At 35.5% G+C, this 16,169-nt stretch carries 13 protein-coding genes; 11 read left to right on the plus strand and 2 right to left on the minus strand.

Features of this window, described 5'->3' with window-relative positions; translation table 11 throughout:
• Positions 1-37 precede the first annotated feature (37 nt).
• The 7 genes from B096_RS0109090 to B096_RS0109120 are packed head-to-tail and all read left to right on the plus strand — an operon-like array spanning position 38 to position 11,137.
• The gene (locus tag B096_RS0109090; protein ID WP_244264594.1) at positions 38-1,606 is read left to right on the plus strand and encodes a PTS transporter subunit EIIC; all 1,569 of its coding nucleotides are present in this window, start codon (positions 38-40) and stop codon (positions 1,604-1,606) included.
• Complete coding sequence (gene mutS, locus B096_RS0109095; RefSeq protein WP_018580423.1) at positions 1,603-4,110, plus strand: DNA mismatch repair protein MutS; 2,508 nt, start codon at positions 1,603-1,605, stop codon at positions 4,108-4,110. The genes B096_RS0109090 and mutS overlap by 4 nt, the downstream gene beginning before the upstream one ends.
• A complete protein-coding gene (gene mutL / locus B096_RS0109100; protein WP_018580424.1) occupies positions 4,103-5,878 on the plus strand; it encodes a DNA mismatch repair endonuclease MutL in 1,776 nt (591 codons plus the stop codon). The genes mutS and mutL overlap by 8 nt, the downstream gene beginning before the upstream one ends.
• Positions 5,875-6,771 (plus strand): tRNA (adenosine(37)-N6)-dimethylallyltransferase MiaA, encoded by an 897-nt coding sequence (gene miaA, locus B096_RS0109105; RefSeq protein WP_018580425.1) that lies wholly within the window; start codon positions 5,875-5,877, stop codon positions 6,769-6,771. Before mutL ends, miaA begins: the two co-directional genes overlap by 4 nt.
• A 59-nt stretch (positions 6,772-6,830) precedes the next feature.
• A complete protein-coding gene (locus B096_RS0109110) occupies positions 6,831-7,682 on the plus strand; it encodes an ABC transporter ATP-binding protein (RefSeq protein ID WP_018580426.1) in 852 nt (283 codons plus the stop codon).
• Positions 7,666-8,799, plus strand: coding sequence for an ABC transporter permease (locus tag B096_RS0109115; protein ID WP_018580427.1), 1,134 nt, complete (start codon positions 7,666-7,668; stop codon positions 8,797-8,799). Before B096_RS0109110 ends, B096_RS0109115 begins: the two co-directional genes overlap by 17 nt.
• 46 nt (positions 8,800-8,845) lie before the next feature.
• Positions 8,846-11,137 carry an ABC transporter ATP-binding protein/permease gene (locus B096_RS0109120; protein WP_018580428.1) on the plus strand — a complete coding sequence of 764 codons (2,292 nt, stop codon included), beginning with the start codon at positions 8,846-8,848 and terminating at the stop codon, positions 11,135-11,137.
• A 69-nt stretch (positions 11,138-11,206) separates the two neighbouring features.
• Here B096_RS0109120 and B096_RS0109125 read toward each other — a convergent pair whose 3' ends face one another.
• Positions 11,207-12,061, minus strand: a complete 855-nt coding sequence (locus B096_RS0109125) for a DegV family protein (RefSeq protein WP_018580429.1) — start codon at positions 12,059-12,061, stop codon at positions 11,207-11,209.
• 53 nt (positions 12,062-12,114) lie between these two features.
• Positions 12,115-12,984, minus strand: coding sequence for a DegV family protein (locus tag B096_RS0109130; RefSeq protein WP_018580430.1), 870 nt, complete (start codon positions 12,982-12,984; stop codon positions 12,115-12,117).
• Between the two features lie 97 nt (positions 12,985-13,081).
• On the opposite strand from B096_RS0109130, the gene B096_RS0109135 reads away from it, so the two are divergent.
• The 4 genes from B096_RS0109135 to B096_RS0109150 all read left to right on the plus strand — a co-directional run bounded on the left by B096_RS0109135 (position 13,082) and on the right by B096_RS0109150 (position 16,162).
• A complete protein-coding gene (locus B096_RS0109135) occupies positions 13,082-13,690 on the plus strand; it encodes an IMPACT family protein (RefSeq protein WP_039736964.1) in 609 nt (202 codons plus the stop codon).
• A 12-nt stretch (positions 13,691-13,702) separates the two neighbouring features.
• Positions 13,703-14,122: a Fur family transcriptional regulator gene (locus tag B096_RS0109140; RefSeq protein ID WP_018580432.1), complete on the plus strand. Its 420-nt coding sequence runs from the start codon at positions 13,703-13,705 to the stop codon at positions 14,120-14,122.
• Positions 14,123-14,192: 70 nt separating this feature from the next.
• On the plus strand, positions 14,193-15,032 hold the full coding sequence (locus tag B096_RS0109145) for a VOC family protein (protein WP_018580433.1): 840 nt from the start codon (positions 14,193-14,195) through the stop codon (positions 15,030-15,032).
• Between the two features lie 17 nt (positions 15,033-15,049).
• Positions 15,050-16,162, plus strand: coding sequence for a cation diffusion facilitator family transporter (locus B096_RS0109150; RefSeq protein ID WP_018580434.1), 1,113 nt, complete (start codon positions 15,050-15,052; stop codon positions 16,160-16,162).
• Positions 16,163-16,169: the final 7 nt, after the last annotated feature.

The raw sequence follows: 16,169 nt of genomic DNA on the forward strand, positions 1-16,169 counted from the left end.
CCTCCTTTTGCGAATGAATGTAATAGTGTATAATAGAATGGAAAAGTTAGAGGTGCTCAAAATGAATCGTCTTCAGACATATTATGAACAGTTACAACTCCCATTGAAATCATTATTCTTGGGTTGTTTCTTGATTACAATCGGTTCTATTATAGCAAACCCATATATCGTCATGATATTTAAATTTAACAGTCCACTATTCGTTACAGCATCGAAATTGTTGTTGTATGCTGGTGGTATCATTTTATCATATTTTCCACTGTATGTTTTTATTAAATTGTTAACGCATCGAAATGATGAAACCAATGTTGTGGTTACCGGATTCATTTCATATTTAGTGTTCTTAGTCGTGATGACTTTATTGTCGCCAACGACATCACCAAAAGCAGCGTATTCAGACATTATAAACATTACAATTGGAAACGAATCATATGGTTTGTTTAAAACAGGGATTTTTGGCTTCTTAGCCGTATTAATGGTGGTACGATACTGTCATCGTAGCCACAAGGAAACCGCAGGGTTCTCACAACTCTCTTATTTAGATAAAGATACCGTGAAACTTGTGAATTCAATTATCGGTTCCGCAATTGTAGGTGCGATTTTCGCATATGTATGGCCTATGTTTGTAGATGGAATCTATAATGCATTAAAATTTATTTCTTCGGACTCTCATAACCCAATGAGTTTATTTGCTTATGGTGGGTTAGAGCGTCTTTTAACACTTGGAAATATTCAAACAATGATGCATCAGGAAATTTGGCTTGGTTCTTTAGGGGGATCTTGGATGAATATTGGGGGAGAAACCTTTGTGGGTGATGCCAATATTTGGACTGCACAGCTAAAAGAAGGTTTAAATATGATTAGTGGTGCCGGTCGTTATACGAGCGCTTATTACGTATTAAATCTATTTGCGATTCCAGGATATTTAGTCGCAGTATTCTCCACAATTTCAAATAAGAAAGTTCTTAAGAAAAACTTGTATTTATTTGTAATTGCAATTTTAACCTCAATGTTAGGTGGCATTATATTCCCAGTTGAAGTATTGATGCTTCTAACCAGTCCAATTTTATATTTCTTCCACTTATTCATGACTGCATTCATTTATGCAATTTTAGTGGGATTCGGTGCAACAGTAGGTTTCTCATATTTGGGAACCGTAACCAGTGCCACACCAGGAAACTTAATTGATTTTATCGGACTTATGCGAAATACAGTAATGTTTAATAAAATTATGATTGTTCTACTTGTAGGAATTATCACATTTATTATCTATTTTGCAATGACGCGATTCTACTATAGCAGAATGGCGATTGATGTTTTAAATATTGGAAGTAAGAAAGAACGCGTTAGTGACTTTATCGAACGTTTAGGCGGACTTGAAAATATTGAAGCAATTTCAAGTACACCAACACATATTCATGTAGCACTTCGTGATCGTGATGATCTGAATGTTTCAGGCTTACACCGTCAAGGTGTAACACGAATTATAGAAACACGACAAGGGTTTACATTATCCGTAGGTTCATCATCCTTTATGCTACAACGTGCTGTTAACCGTCTTCTTGATGCACTTCCAAAAGAAGATACGGAAGAAGAGGTAGCATGACAAAAACAACATTAACACCAATGTTACAACAATATATGGACATAAAGAAAAACACCAATGATGCGTTGGTGTTTTATCGCTTGGGAGACTTCTATGAGTTGTTTTTTGAAGATGCAATTACAGCATCAAAGGTTTTAGATCTCGTACTAACGGCTCGCTCTGCAGGTAAAGACCAAAAAGCTCCGATGTGTGGTGTTCCGCACCATGCTGCGCAAGGATATATCCAAAAATTAGTAAGTGCGGGCTATAAAGTGGCGATTGTCGAACAAGTTGAAGATCCAAAAGAAGCAAAAGGTATAGTTCAACGAGAAGTTGTCGAAATAGTAACACCTGGCACCTATTTTGAAATGGATGATAATGAAACAAGGGAAATCGCTTCAATATCCTTAGATTTAGTTTATGCAACAATTGTGAGCTGTGATATTGTATCTGGAAATCTTCGTGCAATTCGGGTAATGAATGATTTTGTGGAAATTATTAAAGTTCTCCAACAATTTCAAGTAAAGGAAATTGTTATATCGGAACATTTCGATGCGAAAATCTTAAACGAAATAAAAAATAAAACTGAAATTTATATATCATACCAAGATGAACTATCGACGTCCGTTGACCATAAAGATCCAACGATAAAGAAGACTTTAGCGCGATTGACTCAATATTTAGTTTATACGCATAAGCGTAACTTAAATCATTTAAGTGAAGTCGTTGTGTTGAACGATGAAGCATATCTACGTATGGATTATGCAACCATGACAAACTTGGAACTCATAGATCATCAAAAGGGAAAGGAACTTTCACTTTTCTATTTTATTAATCGAACACAAACCAACATGGGTGCCCGTTACCTTAAAGAAACGCTTATGCAACCGATGGTTAACTTGGAAGCGATTCAGCATCGTCATTTTCAAATTGAAACTTTGATGGAAGATTATCTTTTAGCTGATGGACTTTCAAAAAAGATAAAGGAAACATATGATATTCATCGTGTTATTGCACGTTTATCAACGGGAAAACATAATGCTCAAGATCTTGTTCGTTTAAAGAAAACATTAGGGATTTTTAAAATGATGCAAGAAGATGTATCAGGAATTTCTTGTTTTGATTTTATGGAAGTTGATGCACTGGAATCGGTCTATAATTTATTGGATTGTCATATCTTAGACGATGCGCCGGTCGCACTTAAAGAGGGACGTACGTTCAAGCATGGGGTTCATGAAGAACTTGATGAATTATTAGAGATATCCAAAAACGGCAAGAAATGGCTTGTGAATTTTGAGGCAGAACAACGAGAAAAGACGGGTATTAAAAACTTAAAAGTTGGTTATACACGGGCATTTGGCTACTATATTGAAGTATCAAAAGGGCAGATTGAGAATGTCCGGGAAGAATTCGGTTATATTCGTAAGCAAACACTAACCAATGCAGAACGCTATATTAGTGAAGCTTTACAAGATTATGAAGTAAAAACAAGTCAAGCAAGTGAGCGTATTCTAGAGATAGAACACATTCTATTTGACCAAGTATCTGAATTTGTTGCTCGTTATGCATCAGAAATTCATAACATCGGGTCAGCAATAGCGTTGATGGATACACTTATGGCATTATCTGAAATTTCTTCATTACCTGGCTACCATTGTCCGCAATTCGTATCAGGAAATGTTTTGGATATTCGAAATGGGAAACATCCTGTTCTTGAATCAACGTTAAAAGACCATCAATATATTGCAAGCGATGTTCTAATGAATCAGGAGCGAAACACACTCATACTAACAGGTCCTAACATGGGCGGGAAAAGTACATACATGCGTATGGTTGCTTTAAATGTAATCTTAGCTCAGACAGGTTGTTATGTTCCGTGTGAGTCGATGCAGTTAAGTCTTGTTGATCAAATTTTCACCCGTATGGGTGCGAGTGATGATATTTTAATGGGGCAATCAACATTCATGGTTGAAATGATGGAAGCTCAAGCGGCATTATCAAGAGCAACCAAGAATTCATTAGTACTCTTTGATGAGATTGGTCGAGGAACTTCGACTTATGATGGGATGGCGCTCGCACAAGCCATTATCGAATATATAAATAATTCGATTAAGTGTCGCACCGTATTTTCAACACATTATCATGAATTAGTTACTTTAGAAACTATGTATGATGGTATTAAAAATATTCATGTTGAAGTGCATGAAGAGAATGATGATGTCACATTCTTATATAAAGTCATTGATGGTCGTGCAGATAAATCATACGGAATTAATGTTGCGCGCCTTGCGCATTTACCACAAAGTATTATCGAGCGAGCAAAGCAAAATTTAGAAATCTTAGAACTCTCTAAGAATCGTCTTGATATTGACGCAAAAGTCTTAACTGTAGAAATTGAACCGCAAGGTTATAGTACTGTAAAGAATAAAATACAATCCATTGATGTTAATCAATTAACTCCAATTGAAGCATTGATGGTCCTATCTGAACTAAAAGCGATAATTGAGGATGATGATAATGAATAAAATCAAAGTACTCGATACACATTTAACAAATATGATTGCAGCGGGAGAAGTTGTAGAACGCCCAGCTGGGATTATTAAAGAACTTGTAGAAAATTCAATTGATGCGAATGCTACAAGTGTTGAAGTGCGTATTGTTGAAGGTGGTATGGGATTAATCGAAGTGAGTGATAATGGGGATGGTATGAGCGGATCAGATTTATCGCGGGCTTTTGAACGTCATTCAACTTCAAAAATAAAGAGTGTTCTTGACCTCAATGCGATTTCGTCATTTGGTTTTCGCGGAGAGGCATTGCCATCAATTGCTTCAGTGAGTCACGTTGAAGCAATCACACATGATGGTGAAGAAGGTAATCGAATAATCATTGATAATGGAGTGAAAAAAATCAATGAACGAGCAGCTAGAAATAAAGGGACGACAATTTCCGTTTCAAATCTCTTCTTAAAAACACCAGCGCGCCTCAAACATATTAAAAATATCCATTATGAAACATCAATAATACTTGATACCATTCAAAAATTTGCTATGGGAAATCCGCATATTGCGTTTACCTTGTATAATGAGGATAAAGTAAGTTTTAGAAGTTATGGTCGCAATGATATAGCGGATGTATTTCATCGTGTTTATGGTGCTCATGTTACACAAGATACAGAATGTTTTAAAGCAGAAAATTATGATTTTAAAATTGATGGGATTATGGCACTACCACAACATAATCGGGCGAATCGTTACTCAATTTGGCTGTACATTAACAATCGTATGATTCGTTTTCCGAAAATTCAAAAGGCAATTGTAGATGCGTATCGAAGACATATGCCACAAGATCGTTATCCAATTGTGGTCATGAACATTCATGTTGATCCGCAACTGGTTGATGTCAATGTACACCCTAGTAAATGGGAAATACGCCTCTCAAAAGATAATGTCTTAATCGAATTAATTCAGGATTGTTTTGAAAATATTTTAGGAACAAATATGCGTCCACAACGGATTTCTTTCCCAGAACCTAAGCCAATTCCAGTTCAAACGGATTTAAAAGAAGCATTACTAGACGATATTGTTCCGAAATTCGAACCGTTAATTGAGGAGCCTAAAAAAATATATCAAGCGGATTTTAATTATGATGAATTGCCGTTATCCGATTATAAACCCAGAGTTTCTGATCCACGTGAATCGACTGATGATATCGACGAAAAAATAGAACCTTTGACGGTACTTTCACAGTTAAGTGGCTGTTATATTCTTGCACAAGGAGATCAAGGACTCTATATTATTGATCAACATGCAGCAATGGAACGCGTTCGCTATGAGTACTATCAAAAGAAAATGTTGAATCAAAATAATCCGACTCAAGATTTTCTAATCCCTTTAATTATAGAAGGCAGAAAAACAATAATTGGCCGTGTCGATGAAATTAATAAAATACTTCAAGAGTTTCAGTTAGAATTAGAGGTTTTTGGGGATGATGCTTTTGTACTTCGTTCAACGCCATTATGGATTGAAGAAAATGTTGTAGCTGAATTTATCAATGAGGTTCTTGATATGTTTGAAGCAGAACGCATAATAAGGGAAGAAGATCTTCGCCGAAATGTTCTTGCCACGCTTGCTTGTCATTCTTCAGTTCGGTTTAATGAATTTATGTCAATGGATGAGATGATCGAGTTGGTGCGTCAATTGAGGGCATGTGAACAGCCTTTTAATTGTCCTCATGGTCGTCCAACATTCATTACTGTAGAACATAAACAACTCATTAAGGAGTTTAAGCGATGAAAAAAGTAATAGTAATCGCAGGGGTTACTGCTTCGGGTAAGTCGAAACTTGCAGTAGCGCTAGCTCACAAAATTAATGGTGAAATTATTAGTGCGGATTCTGTTGCAGTTTATAATGAACTTAATATTGGAAGTGCGAAACCGACCCTTATTGAACAGGATGGGATACCGCATCATCTTATTAATATTGTTTCCTATACAGAATCTTATCATGTAGCACGATTTCAACTTGAAGCGCGCGAAGCCATTGATTTGATTATTAGTAAGGGAAAGATACCGATTATCGTTGGTGGAACCGGTCTTTATATCAATGCTTTATTAAATGATTACCGTTTTACAGAGGAGTTAGAACTTCCTGAAATTGATGAGAGTCTGACTAATGAAGCAATGATGAATGAACTTATCCAAATTGATCCCGTAACCGCTTCGACAATACACATAAATAACCGTAAAAGGTTAATTCGTTCACTTCAAATGGTTAAATGCACGAAAAAACCGAAAGCGGATTTAAACAGTAACAAAGGAAAAGAACGGCTCTATGATGCGAAAATATATTTCTTGCAAGGGGAACGAGCATTGCTTTATGAGCGAATAAACATGCGTGTTGAGGTGATGTTGAATCATGGATTACTTGAAGAAGTATCGCAGTTGTACTCCAACGATAAAAATCTTTTTGATTATCAAAGCATGCAAGCAATTGGTTATCGAGAGTTTAAACCCTATTTCCTGGGTAATAGTACAATCGATGAAGTAAAGACCCAAATTCAACAGAATACACGACGCTTTGCGAAGCGACAAATCACATGGTTCAAACATCAGACTGAAAGCACATGGATTGATGTTTTCAATGAAGAACCTTTGAATCGTGTGCTCGAAGATTTAAAAGAGTGGTAAAAACCACTTTTTTTTGTAGGAAATTAAATGCAGTCATCGCATCTAGTAGAGGGTGAACTATGAAGGTAGAACATTTGACGAAACAGTACAAAAATAATAGAGGTATAAATAATGTATCTTTTATATTAAATCCAGGGGAAATTCTAGCCGTTCTTGGGATCAACGGAAGTGGTAAATCAACCCTGTTTAAAACAATTACAGGACTGATACGTAAAGACTCAGGAGTGATTGAAATAGGTACGATGGGTTATGTACCTGAAAATCGTTCGCTTTTCAAGGATATTACGGTCAAAGAACATTTGGAATTGTATGCAGCACTTCATCGGATGAATATAGATGTCATTGAAGAACATCTAATGTACTGGATAAAATTCCTTGAACTCGAAATCTATCTTGATTCAAAAATATTAACACTTTCAAAAGGGAATCAACAAAAAGTACAGATACTTTGTGGATTAATTCATGATCCTGAAACAATAATTATGGATGAACCATTAAGTGGGTTAGATATTCATAATATGCGTCTTATTAAAGGACTTCTTCGCGAGTTATCCCGAAAAGGAAAATCAATCTTGATTTCAAGTCATCAATATGAAGAAGTAGAGGAAATATCTGATCAGGTATTAATTTTAAAAGACGGGAATGTAAGGATGTATGGCATGCTTAGTGTGTTGAAGCAGGATGCTTCACTGACATATTTGATTATTGAGAAAGAACAATATTATGATATTAAACATCTTGATTTGGATTATAAAATTGTGGAAGATAAGATTTATATCATGATTCGTGAAAAATCAATTTTAAGCAAAATACTTCCAATTCTCATCGAGTCACGCAGTGTTGAAAAAATCGTTGTTGATGCGATTTCCCTCAAAGAAATGGTAGAGAAGACATATGAAGACGTTAATTAAATTTTCAATAAAACGAAGGATATTAAATCGCGCAACATTACTCTTTTATCTCATTGTATTTATTGTTTCGGGGTGTGTGCTTTTTGGTGACAAAATTCTGTCATTACTACTTCCTAATATTTCAGAGCCCACACCTGTGTATACTATGAATATTGAATGGGAAAGATTTTCATTAGGATTTGAGAAGGTTATTAAATATGATGAAGATGCTTCCATCAAGATTGACAAAGAAGCGGGAATTTATACTATCAAAACACCGACCTCACTGAGCCCTACAGAGAAAAGTACGTTAAATCTTATCATCGATAGTTATGAAAATGGCTCCAAAATAAAACCGATTGTTGTATTTAAGAATGAGTCGACACATAATCTAAATTTAGAAATTGTTTTTTCAATATTAACAACCTTGTATTTTTTAATTACATCACTAAGTTCATCAGCAGTAAGTGAAGTAATTATGGAAAAAACTTCCAATGTACTCGAAATGCTTTGTTCAGTTATTACTGTAGAGACTTATTTTGTTACTAAAGTCATATTGGGACTTGTGATGATGTTGATTCAGCTGATAAGTATTGTTCTAATTTTTGGTTTTTGGATTCTTATCAGACAAGTCTACGATCAAGGGCAAGGTCTCGTTGAGGTCCTTCAGACTCTAAGTATTTTAGATTTTGAAGGGAAAACATTTTATGATATTTTAAAAAATTTCAATTTATCATCTACGGATTACGTGAATATTGGATGTGCATTTTTAATACTTATGATTGGAATAGCAACCGTTCAAGTTATCCTTCTAATTTTATCCGTTCGCATTCGATCGATTGAAGAGGCAGGGAGCGTGCATGGTCCATTGTATTTTGTCATGTTATGTATCTACTATCTCTCAATATTTTTAAATACGCGTTATCAAATGACTGAAGGGTGGGGAGTGTATTTATCCCTAACGCCACTATTTAGTATGTTATTCTTACCACTTCGAGTTTTAGTATACAATGTTGATGTTTTAGAGATTGGTGTCGCATTTGGGACCGCAATCGGATTATTTATGATTGTATTTGAATTCTCTAAATACTACAGTGAGATGTATATTTTTGATAATGATACAAAAAAGATTGACTAAACACCTCTAATGTATTACTGTATTAATACATTAGAGGTGAATTAACATGTTGAAATTAGACAAAATAACAAAAAAATATGGTGATGTAGAAGCGCTAAAAGGCGTTTCATTAACATTTAGAAAAAATGAATTTGTGTCCATACTCGGACCTTCAGGTTGTGGTAAAACGACAATGTTGAATATTATCGGAGGTCTTGATCGTTATACGAGCGGGGATCTTAATATTTCAGGGGTATCCACAAAGAACTATAAAGATCGAGACTGGGATTCTTACCGAAACAGTTCAGTTGGGTTTGTTTTCCAATCCTATAACTTGATACCGCACCTTACCATTCTACAGAATGTTGAATTAGCATTGAAGCTATCCGGTATTTCAAAAAAAGAAGGTGAACAACGAGCACGTACTGCACTTGAAAAAGTTGGATTAACAGACCATTTACATAAGAAACCTAATCAGTTATCAGGTGGACAAATGCAACGTGTAGCAATTGCTCGTGCAATCGTGAATGATCCAGAAATTATTCTAGCTGATGAGCCAACGGGAGCATTGGATAGCAAGACAAGTGTTATTATTATGGATTTATTGAAAGAAATAGCACAAGATCGTCTTGTAATTATGGTTACTCATAATGCTGAACTTGCACACGAATATAGCAATCGGATTGTTGAGTTACTTGATGGCCAAATTATTAGTGATAGTAATCCTTTTGAATCAGATGTGGATAGTGCAAAATTGACGAAACCAAAACGCACATCAATGCCTTACACAACAGCGCTTGGCTTGAGTGGAAAAAACCTCTGGGCTAAAAAGGGAAGAACTATCTTAACAAGTTTTGCAGGGAGTATCGGAATTATTGGTATTGCGTTGATTCTTGCTTTATCATCAGGTCTATCGAATTCGATTAATAAAATGCAATCAGATACGTTAGCCACATCTCCGATTACAATTGGTACATCAGATTTTGATTTTAGCGGTCCAGTAATTTCAGAAGATACCCAAAATCTAGAAGAATTTCCTTCTGATTCAAAAGGGCAGGCTTATGAACCTAAAGTTGAAACAAAAGTGATAAAAAATAATATTACACAAGAATATATTGATCATGTTGAAAAGTTAGATTCTGAAAAATATATTTCAATTCAATATATTCATAATGCCAATATGAATATGATTCGTAAATCAGGGGATAAATATATTCATGTTGAATCAAATTCCTCACATATGGGTGAGTTATTAGATAATGAAGCATTCAATAACAATCAATACGATATTCTTGAGGGACGCATGCCTCAGGGCGATCGTGAGTTAGTGTTGGTTGTGGATAACTATAACAGAATCGCAAAAGAAGCATTAAAAGAACTTGGACTTGGCGATCTCCCTGATTCATTTGAATTCAAAGATTTAATTGGTCAAGAATACAAGTTAATACAGAATAATGATTACTATGTTAAAGATGAATTTGGATTATATCGTGAAGCTACAGCTCAAAATTATGAATCGATTCATAACAATTCAAATGCTAAGACACTATCTGTGGTAGGTGTGATGCGCCAAAAAGAAGACTCATCGTTCCAAATGTATTCACCGGGCCTCTACTATCGTTCAGACTTGGTTAAGTCATTCATCAAGGACTCAACAGATTCGGATGTTGTTAAAGCGCAAAAGGAAAATGGAAAAGAATACAGTGTGGTATCTGGAATGCCTTTTGAGGGAAATCCATTCAAGGATGCAGACGCGTTATATCAAGATCAATTAGAAGAACTTGGTTCGTCAACACTTCCTCGTAATATTTCAATCATTCCCGCAGATTTTGAATCTAAGAAAGAAATTCGTGAACATTTAGATGCATATAATTCAGATAGAAAAGATGAAGATAAAATTACCTACAGTGATATGTCTGAAATGATTACGGGCGTCATGGAGACTGTCGTAAGTACAGTTTCATACGTATTAATTGGTTTTTCATCCATTTCATTAATTGTTTCATCACTGATGATAGGAATTATTACCTATGTATCCGTGATTGAGCGAACCAAAGAAATCGGTGTGTTGCGAAGTTTAGGAGCTCGAAAAAAAGATATATCTCGAGTATTTAACGCAGAAACATTCCTTATTGGATTTGTGTCGGGTACCTTGGGTATTATAGTAACTTACTTGCTTACATTCCCAATCAATTCGATTATCTATAGTTTGACGAAAACAGAAAATATTGCAGTGTTAAATCCACTTCATGCAGTTATTTTAATTGTTATCAGTATTATTCTTACTTCCATTTCAGGTGTTATACCATCACGAATGGCAGCGAAAAAAGATCCTGTAATTGCACTTAGAAGTGAATAAATGATTTTAAATCGACCCAAAGACATCCATCACTTGGATGTCTTTTTAATATAAAAAAAGAAGTCTTAATTAGACTTCAATTTTTTTCATATATTGAAATGCAAGGGAACCGATTCCAACATGAACACTTACAGTCGAAATTAATTCAGTGACATAAAGTTCAGTATTTGGAAAAGCATCACGTAATTTGTCTGCAGTTTTAGCTAATTCTTCTTTAGCATCCACATCGACAACTGTAATTTTATATGTTTCATCTACGCCCGCTTCTTTCATGGCTTCGATGACTCGATCAATAGCTTTTGACATTGTACGAACTTTATCGAAGGGTTCAATAATTCCCTTTGTTTCTTTATTAAGATGTAGTATCGGTTTAATCTTTAAAAAACCACCAAGTTTTGCCGCAAGCGGTGATAAGCGCCCACCACGAGAAAGGTGAGCTAAATCATTAGGAATAATAAAAGTATTACAATTATTCAAGGCAACATCAATGCGTTCAGTGATTTCAGGAATATCATATCCCTGATCCAATAATTTTCGCGCAGCAACACCACAATCAAATTCAATCGAAGCCGCTGTAAAGCAATCGATGTACACAAACTCAATATCTACGAATTGAGCTGCCGTATTCATTGCTCCGATTGTTCCTGAAATACCTGTAGTAATAGGTATTGCGAGAATACGCTCGTATCCTTGTGCTTTAATGTCCCGGAATAAATCTTCAATCATTCCAAGTGCTGGTAATGATGTCTGAAGCATAATATTTTGCCGCATAAAATCGTTTACTTGATCGATTGAAATTTCAACACTCTCAAGTGAAGCATCATCCCCGTTGATGATCTGTAAGGGTATCGCGAAAAGACCATCCATTTCGATATGTTCATTATAGTAATTACTACTACTATCGACAATAACTGCAGTTTTCATAATACAACCTCCAAGTACTATCATTATACACTAATAATTTAAGTCATACGACATCACTTCAAATATTTATCAACTTTAGGTATCCATTGAATTGCGATTGTTCCTAAGCCTGCATGTGTCGCTACAGCGGCAGGAAGATCCATGATAAAGCTATTGTGGGTGCCAAAAGCGTCATTTATAGCATTGCGGAGCCGCACGATAATCTCAAATCCGTCACTATGCAAGTAATAAAAATCATATTCTTGCGCATTAATTCCTTGATCCTTCATATGAGTGATAAGCATTTCAAATATTTTGGTTTCAGTTCGTGCAGTTCCAAATTTTTCGATAGTTAATCCATGATTTTCAAGGTAAAGTAAAGGTTTAACTTTCAAGAGTGATGCAAGCATTGCGGCATGCTTTGAAATACGACCACTTACGCGTAATTGATCTAAATTTTGAGGGTAAACAAAGGATTCAGTACGTAATAAAAACTTATCGACCCTTTTAAGCATCTCATCCAACGGCATGTTATCCAATTCCATTTGTCTTAGGAGTTTGACAGTTTGTTGTACAGGCCCCCCAAGCGAAAACGAATCAATAACATGTATATCGCATGATTCGATATGTGAGGCGGCCTGATTGAAAGCACTAAAAGTTCCAGATAGATTCGAAGATAAGGTAATTGCAATAATGGTTTGGTAACCTTTCGCCTTAATCTTTTCAAAGAGATCAATTAGTGAGCCTAAATTAGGTTGCGAAGTCAGAATTTTTTCTTTTTTTTCTAAAAGAGCGTGAACCGTTTCCTTAGAAATAGTTTCTTGATCTAAATACTCAACATTATTGTGAATGAGTGTTACGGGTGCAATAAAAACATCATACTGTTTTATTTCTTCTGGGGTGAAACATATTGATGAATCACATACGATTGCTATTTTTTTCATACAAATCCTCCGATGGAAGCATTATAGATGATAATACTTTGAATGTCAAACTATTATAGTCCTTTATGAAAGATGGGAAATGCTTTATAATAGATACATGGAACAATTAGACTACAAAACAATCGAAGCTGAAGTGATGGTGGAACAAGAAATCAATAAATCTAAATTTATTGGTTTTTTAGCGCCGATTCGTTCTGAAGAAGAGGCGAAGGCTTATTTAAAATCAATTAAGAAAATGCATCCCAAAGCAACGCATCACTGTAGTGCCTATCGGATTCAAGAGATTGAACGTTCTAATGATGATGGAGAACCTGCATCGTCGGCAGGGTTACCCATGCTTCAAGTTTTGCGGGGACATAAACTTGATGGCGTTATTGCTGTAGTTGTTCGTTACTACGGAGGTATTTTATTAGGGGTTGGAGGTTTAATTCGTGCTTACGGGTCTACTGTAACACTTGCAATTGAAGCTTCCGTTCTCAAAACACCCCAAAAAGTATTTACCATTGATTTATCGTTTCCCTATGAATTCATTAATGATGTAGAAGTTCATATAACAAGCGTTGGGAGTGTAATTGATCGTAATTACGATTCATTAGCTCGCTACCAAGTCCAAGTCACAAATCCAGAGTTACTTGATCCCTTGGATGATGTTACTCGTGGAACAGTCAGCAAAAAAATAATTAAAGAATCAATAGAGTTTATTTAGGAGGTCATGATTATGGATATCAAGTCAGAGTTAAATCATCACGGAATTAAATCGACACGACAACGTGAAGCGATTTTAAGCATTCTTAAAGAGAGTGTAACGCCCATAACAATTAATCAAATCCGTGAATCTTTGGATGCGGTTGGTGAGTATATGGATTTATCCACAATTTATCGCGTTCTTGATGTTTTTGAACAAAAAGATCTTATTACCAAAACGGTGCCTTTGGAACCGTCGCAAAGTGTCTATGATTATAAGCGCCATGTTCACAAACACCATCTTATTTGTACCGAATGCGGAACCATTACAATTATTGAGGGATGTCCGCTCGGGGGATATGAACGAAAAGTAGCGAAGGATAGTGGCTATGTCATTGACCGTCACCAATTAGAACTTTACGGAGTTTGTCCAGAATGCCAAAAAAGTGCTTAGGCACTTTTTTTATGAGCATAAGCCTTTTATTTATAACATAGTGTAGTAATATGTTAATAGAGGTGATGGAATGAAAAATCTAAATAATATCAAACTAAAGAATATCGTACTACGTGTTCATAACCTGTCTACCATGCAACATTTTTATGAAATGATCATGGGACTTGAGGTTATCAGAAAAGAGAAAGAAACCGTTTTGTTAGGAGTGGATGGGAACGTATTGATAACGTTGAGCGCAATAGAACCATATGAAATGCCTCAACACAATGCGATAGGTCTTTATCACTTAGCACTACTATTGCCCAATGAAGCCTACTTGGGACAGTTCTTAAGGCACTTGATCAACTTAAATCAATCGATAACGGGGTTGGGAGATCATTTGTATTCCCAAGCCATTTATTTTAATGATCCAGAAGGAAATGGCATTGAAGTGTACGCGGATCGTCCGCGTTCAATGTGGACAATTGATGACAAAGGGATGATTGAAGGTGGAACTAAGGCAGTTGATATTGAAAAGCTCATGAGTACTGCATATACGACTGCGTGGAAGGTAATGCCGCTAGGAACAACTATGGGGCATGTTCATTTACAAGTACCAAACATCCAGCAAGCTCGAAAATTTTATATCGACTCATTGGGGTTTGAACTGAAAACGGAAATGTCTCAAGCCTTATTTATTTCAAAAGATGGGTACCACCATCACATTGGAATCAACGCATGGGCCGGTCCACACTTGGAACATCTTCCAGCTCAATTCACCGGAATGGAATCTTTTACAATAGCATTGGATGATTTAGATGGGTATCGTCGTGAACTAATGAATCGAGGAATTGAAACCGTTGATATCGATGAAAAACATTTTACCATTGAAGATCCATTTCACATAAAGATTATATTTGAAAAAAACTAATGTGATATAATGGTACTATGAAAAAATTAGAGAAACGCAATGTGATTGGAATCAAGGCAGGCATCGTTGGGATTGTTTGTAACTTGATTCTTTTTACATCAAAATTAGTTATTGGTACGCTTTCGCACAGTTTTGCGATTCTCGCGGATGCAATTAATAACTTATCAGATAGTTTGTCATCCATTATCACGATTATTGGATTTAAAATTGCTGCAAAGCCTGCAGATAAGGAGCACCCATATGGGCATGAGCGGTTTGAATACATTAGTGGTTTTGTGATTTCGATCATTATGCTCTATTTAGGGGTAGACATTATTAAGTCATCCGTTAAAGATATTTTAGATCCCCAACCGATGCAAATTAGTAAGGCAATGATTGCTGTATTATTGTTCTCAATTATAGTAAAAGCAGGAATGTCCGTATATTATCGCAAAAAAGCTAAAGAAGCAGATTCCGAAGTGTTGGTTGCCAATGCCCAGGATAGTCGCAACGATGTCTTGATTACAGGAACTATTCTGATTGGTGTCTTTATTCAATATTTCTTCAACTTCCGAGTGGATACATACTTAGGTATTATGATAGCCATCTTTATCATCTATTCATCAATAATGATGGTGCGAGAATTTATGAATGAATTGTTGGGAAATAGACCTGATAAAGAAACGTTAGCGATTATTAAAGCCATTCTTTGTCAAAATACCGAAATTGAAGGCTATCATGATTTAATGATTTATAATTATGGCAAGTTTCATGTTTATGGTGTTGTTCATGTTGAAGTGGATGCAAAACTAAGCCTAATTGAAGCACATGATATTATTGACGCGATTGAACGCGAAATTAAAGAAGCAACACGTATTGATATTGTGATTCATTTAGATCCGTTGGATATGGATAGTCCCGAAATTTTACGAATTCAAAGAGTGATAAAGCAATACCTAGTAGAATTCTGTGAAGGATGTAAATTTCATGATTTGCGCATCATTAATGATGTGTTAATCTTTGACGTGGTTCTATCTGAATCTTTAAAACATAAGCCGGAGCAAATTAAAGATGAAATCATAGCATACCTACGTTCCGAAGGCATTTCGTATGAACTTGAAATTACCATGGATACAGATCAACTTATATAGAAAAAAC

The organism is Erysipelothrix tonsillarum DSM 14972 (assembly GCF_000373785.1).
In the GTDB taxonomy this organism is placed as follows: domain Bacteria; phylum Bacillota_I; class Bacilli_A; order Erysipelotrichales; family Erysipelotrichaceae; genus Erysipelothrix; species Erysipelothrix tonsillarum.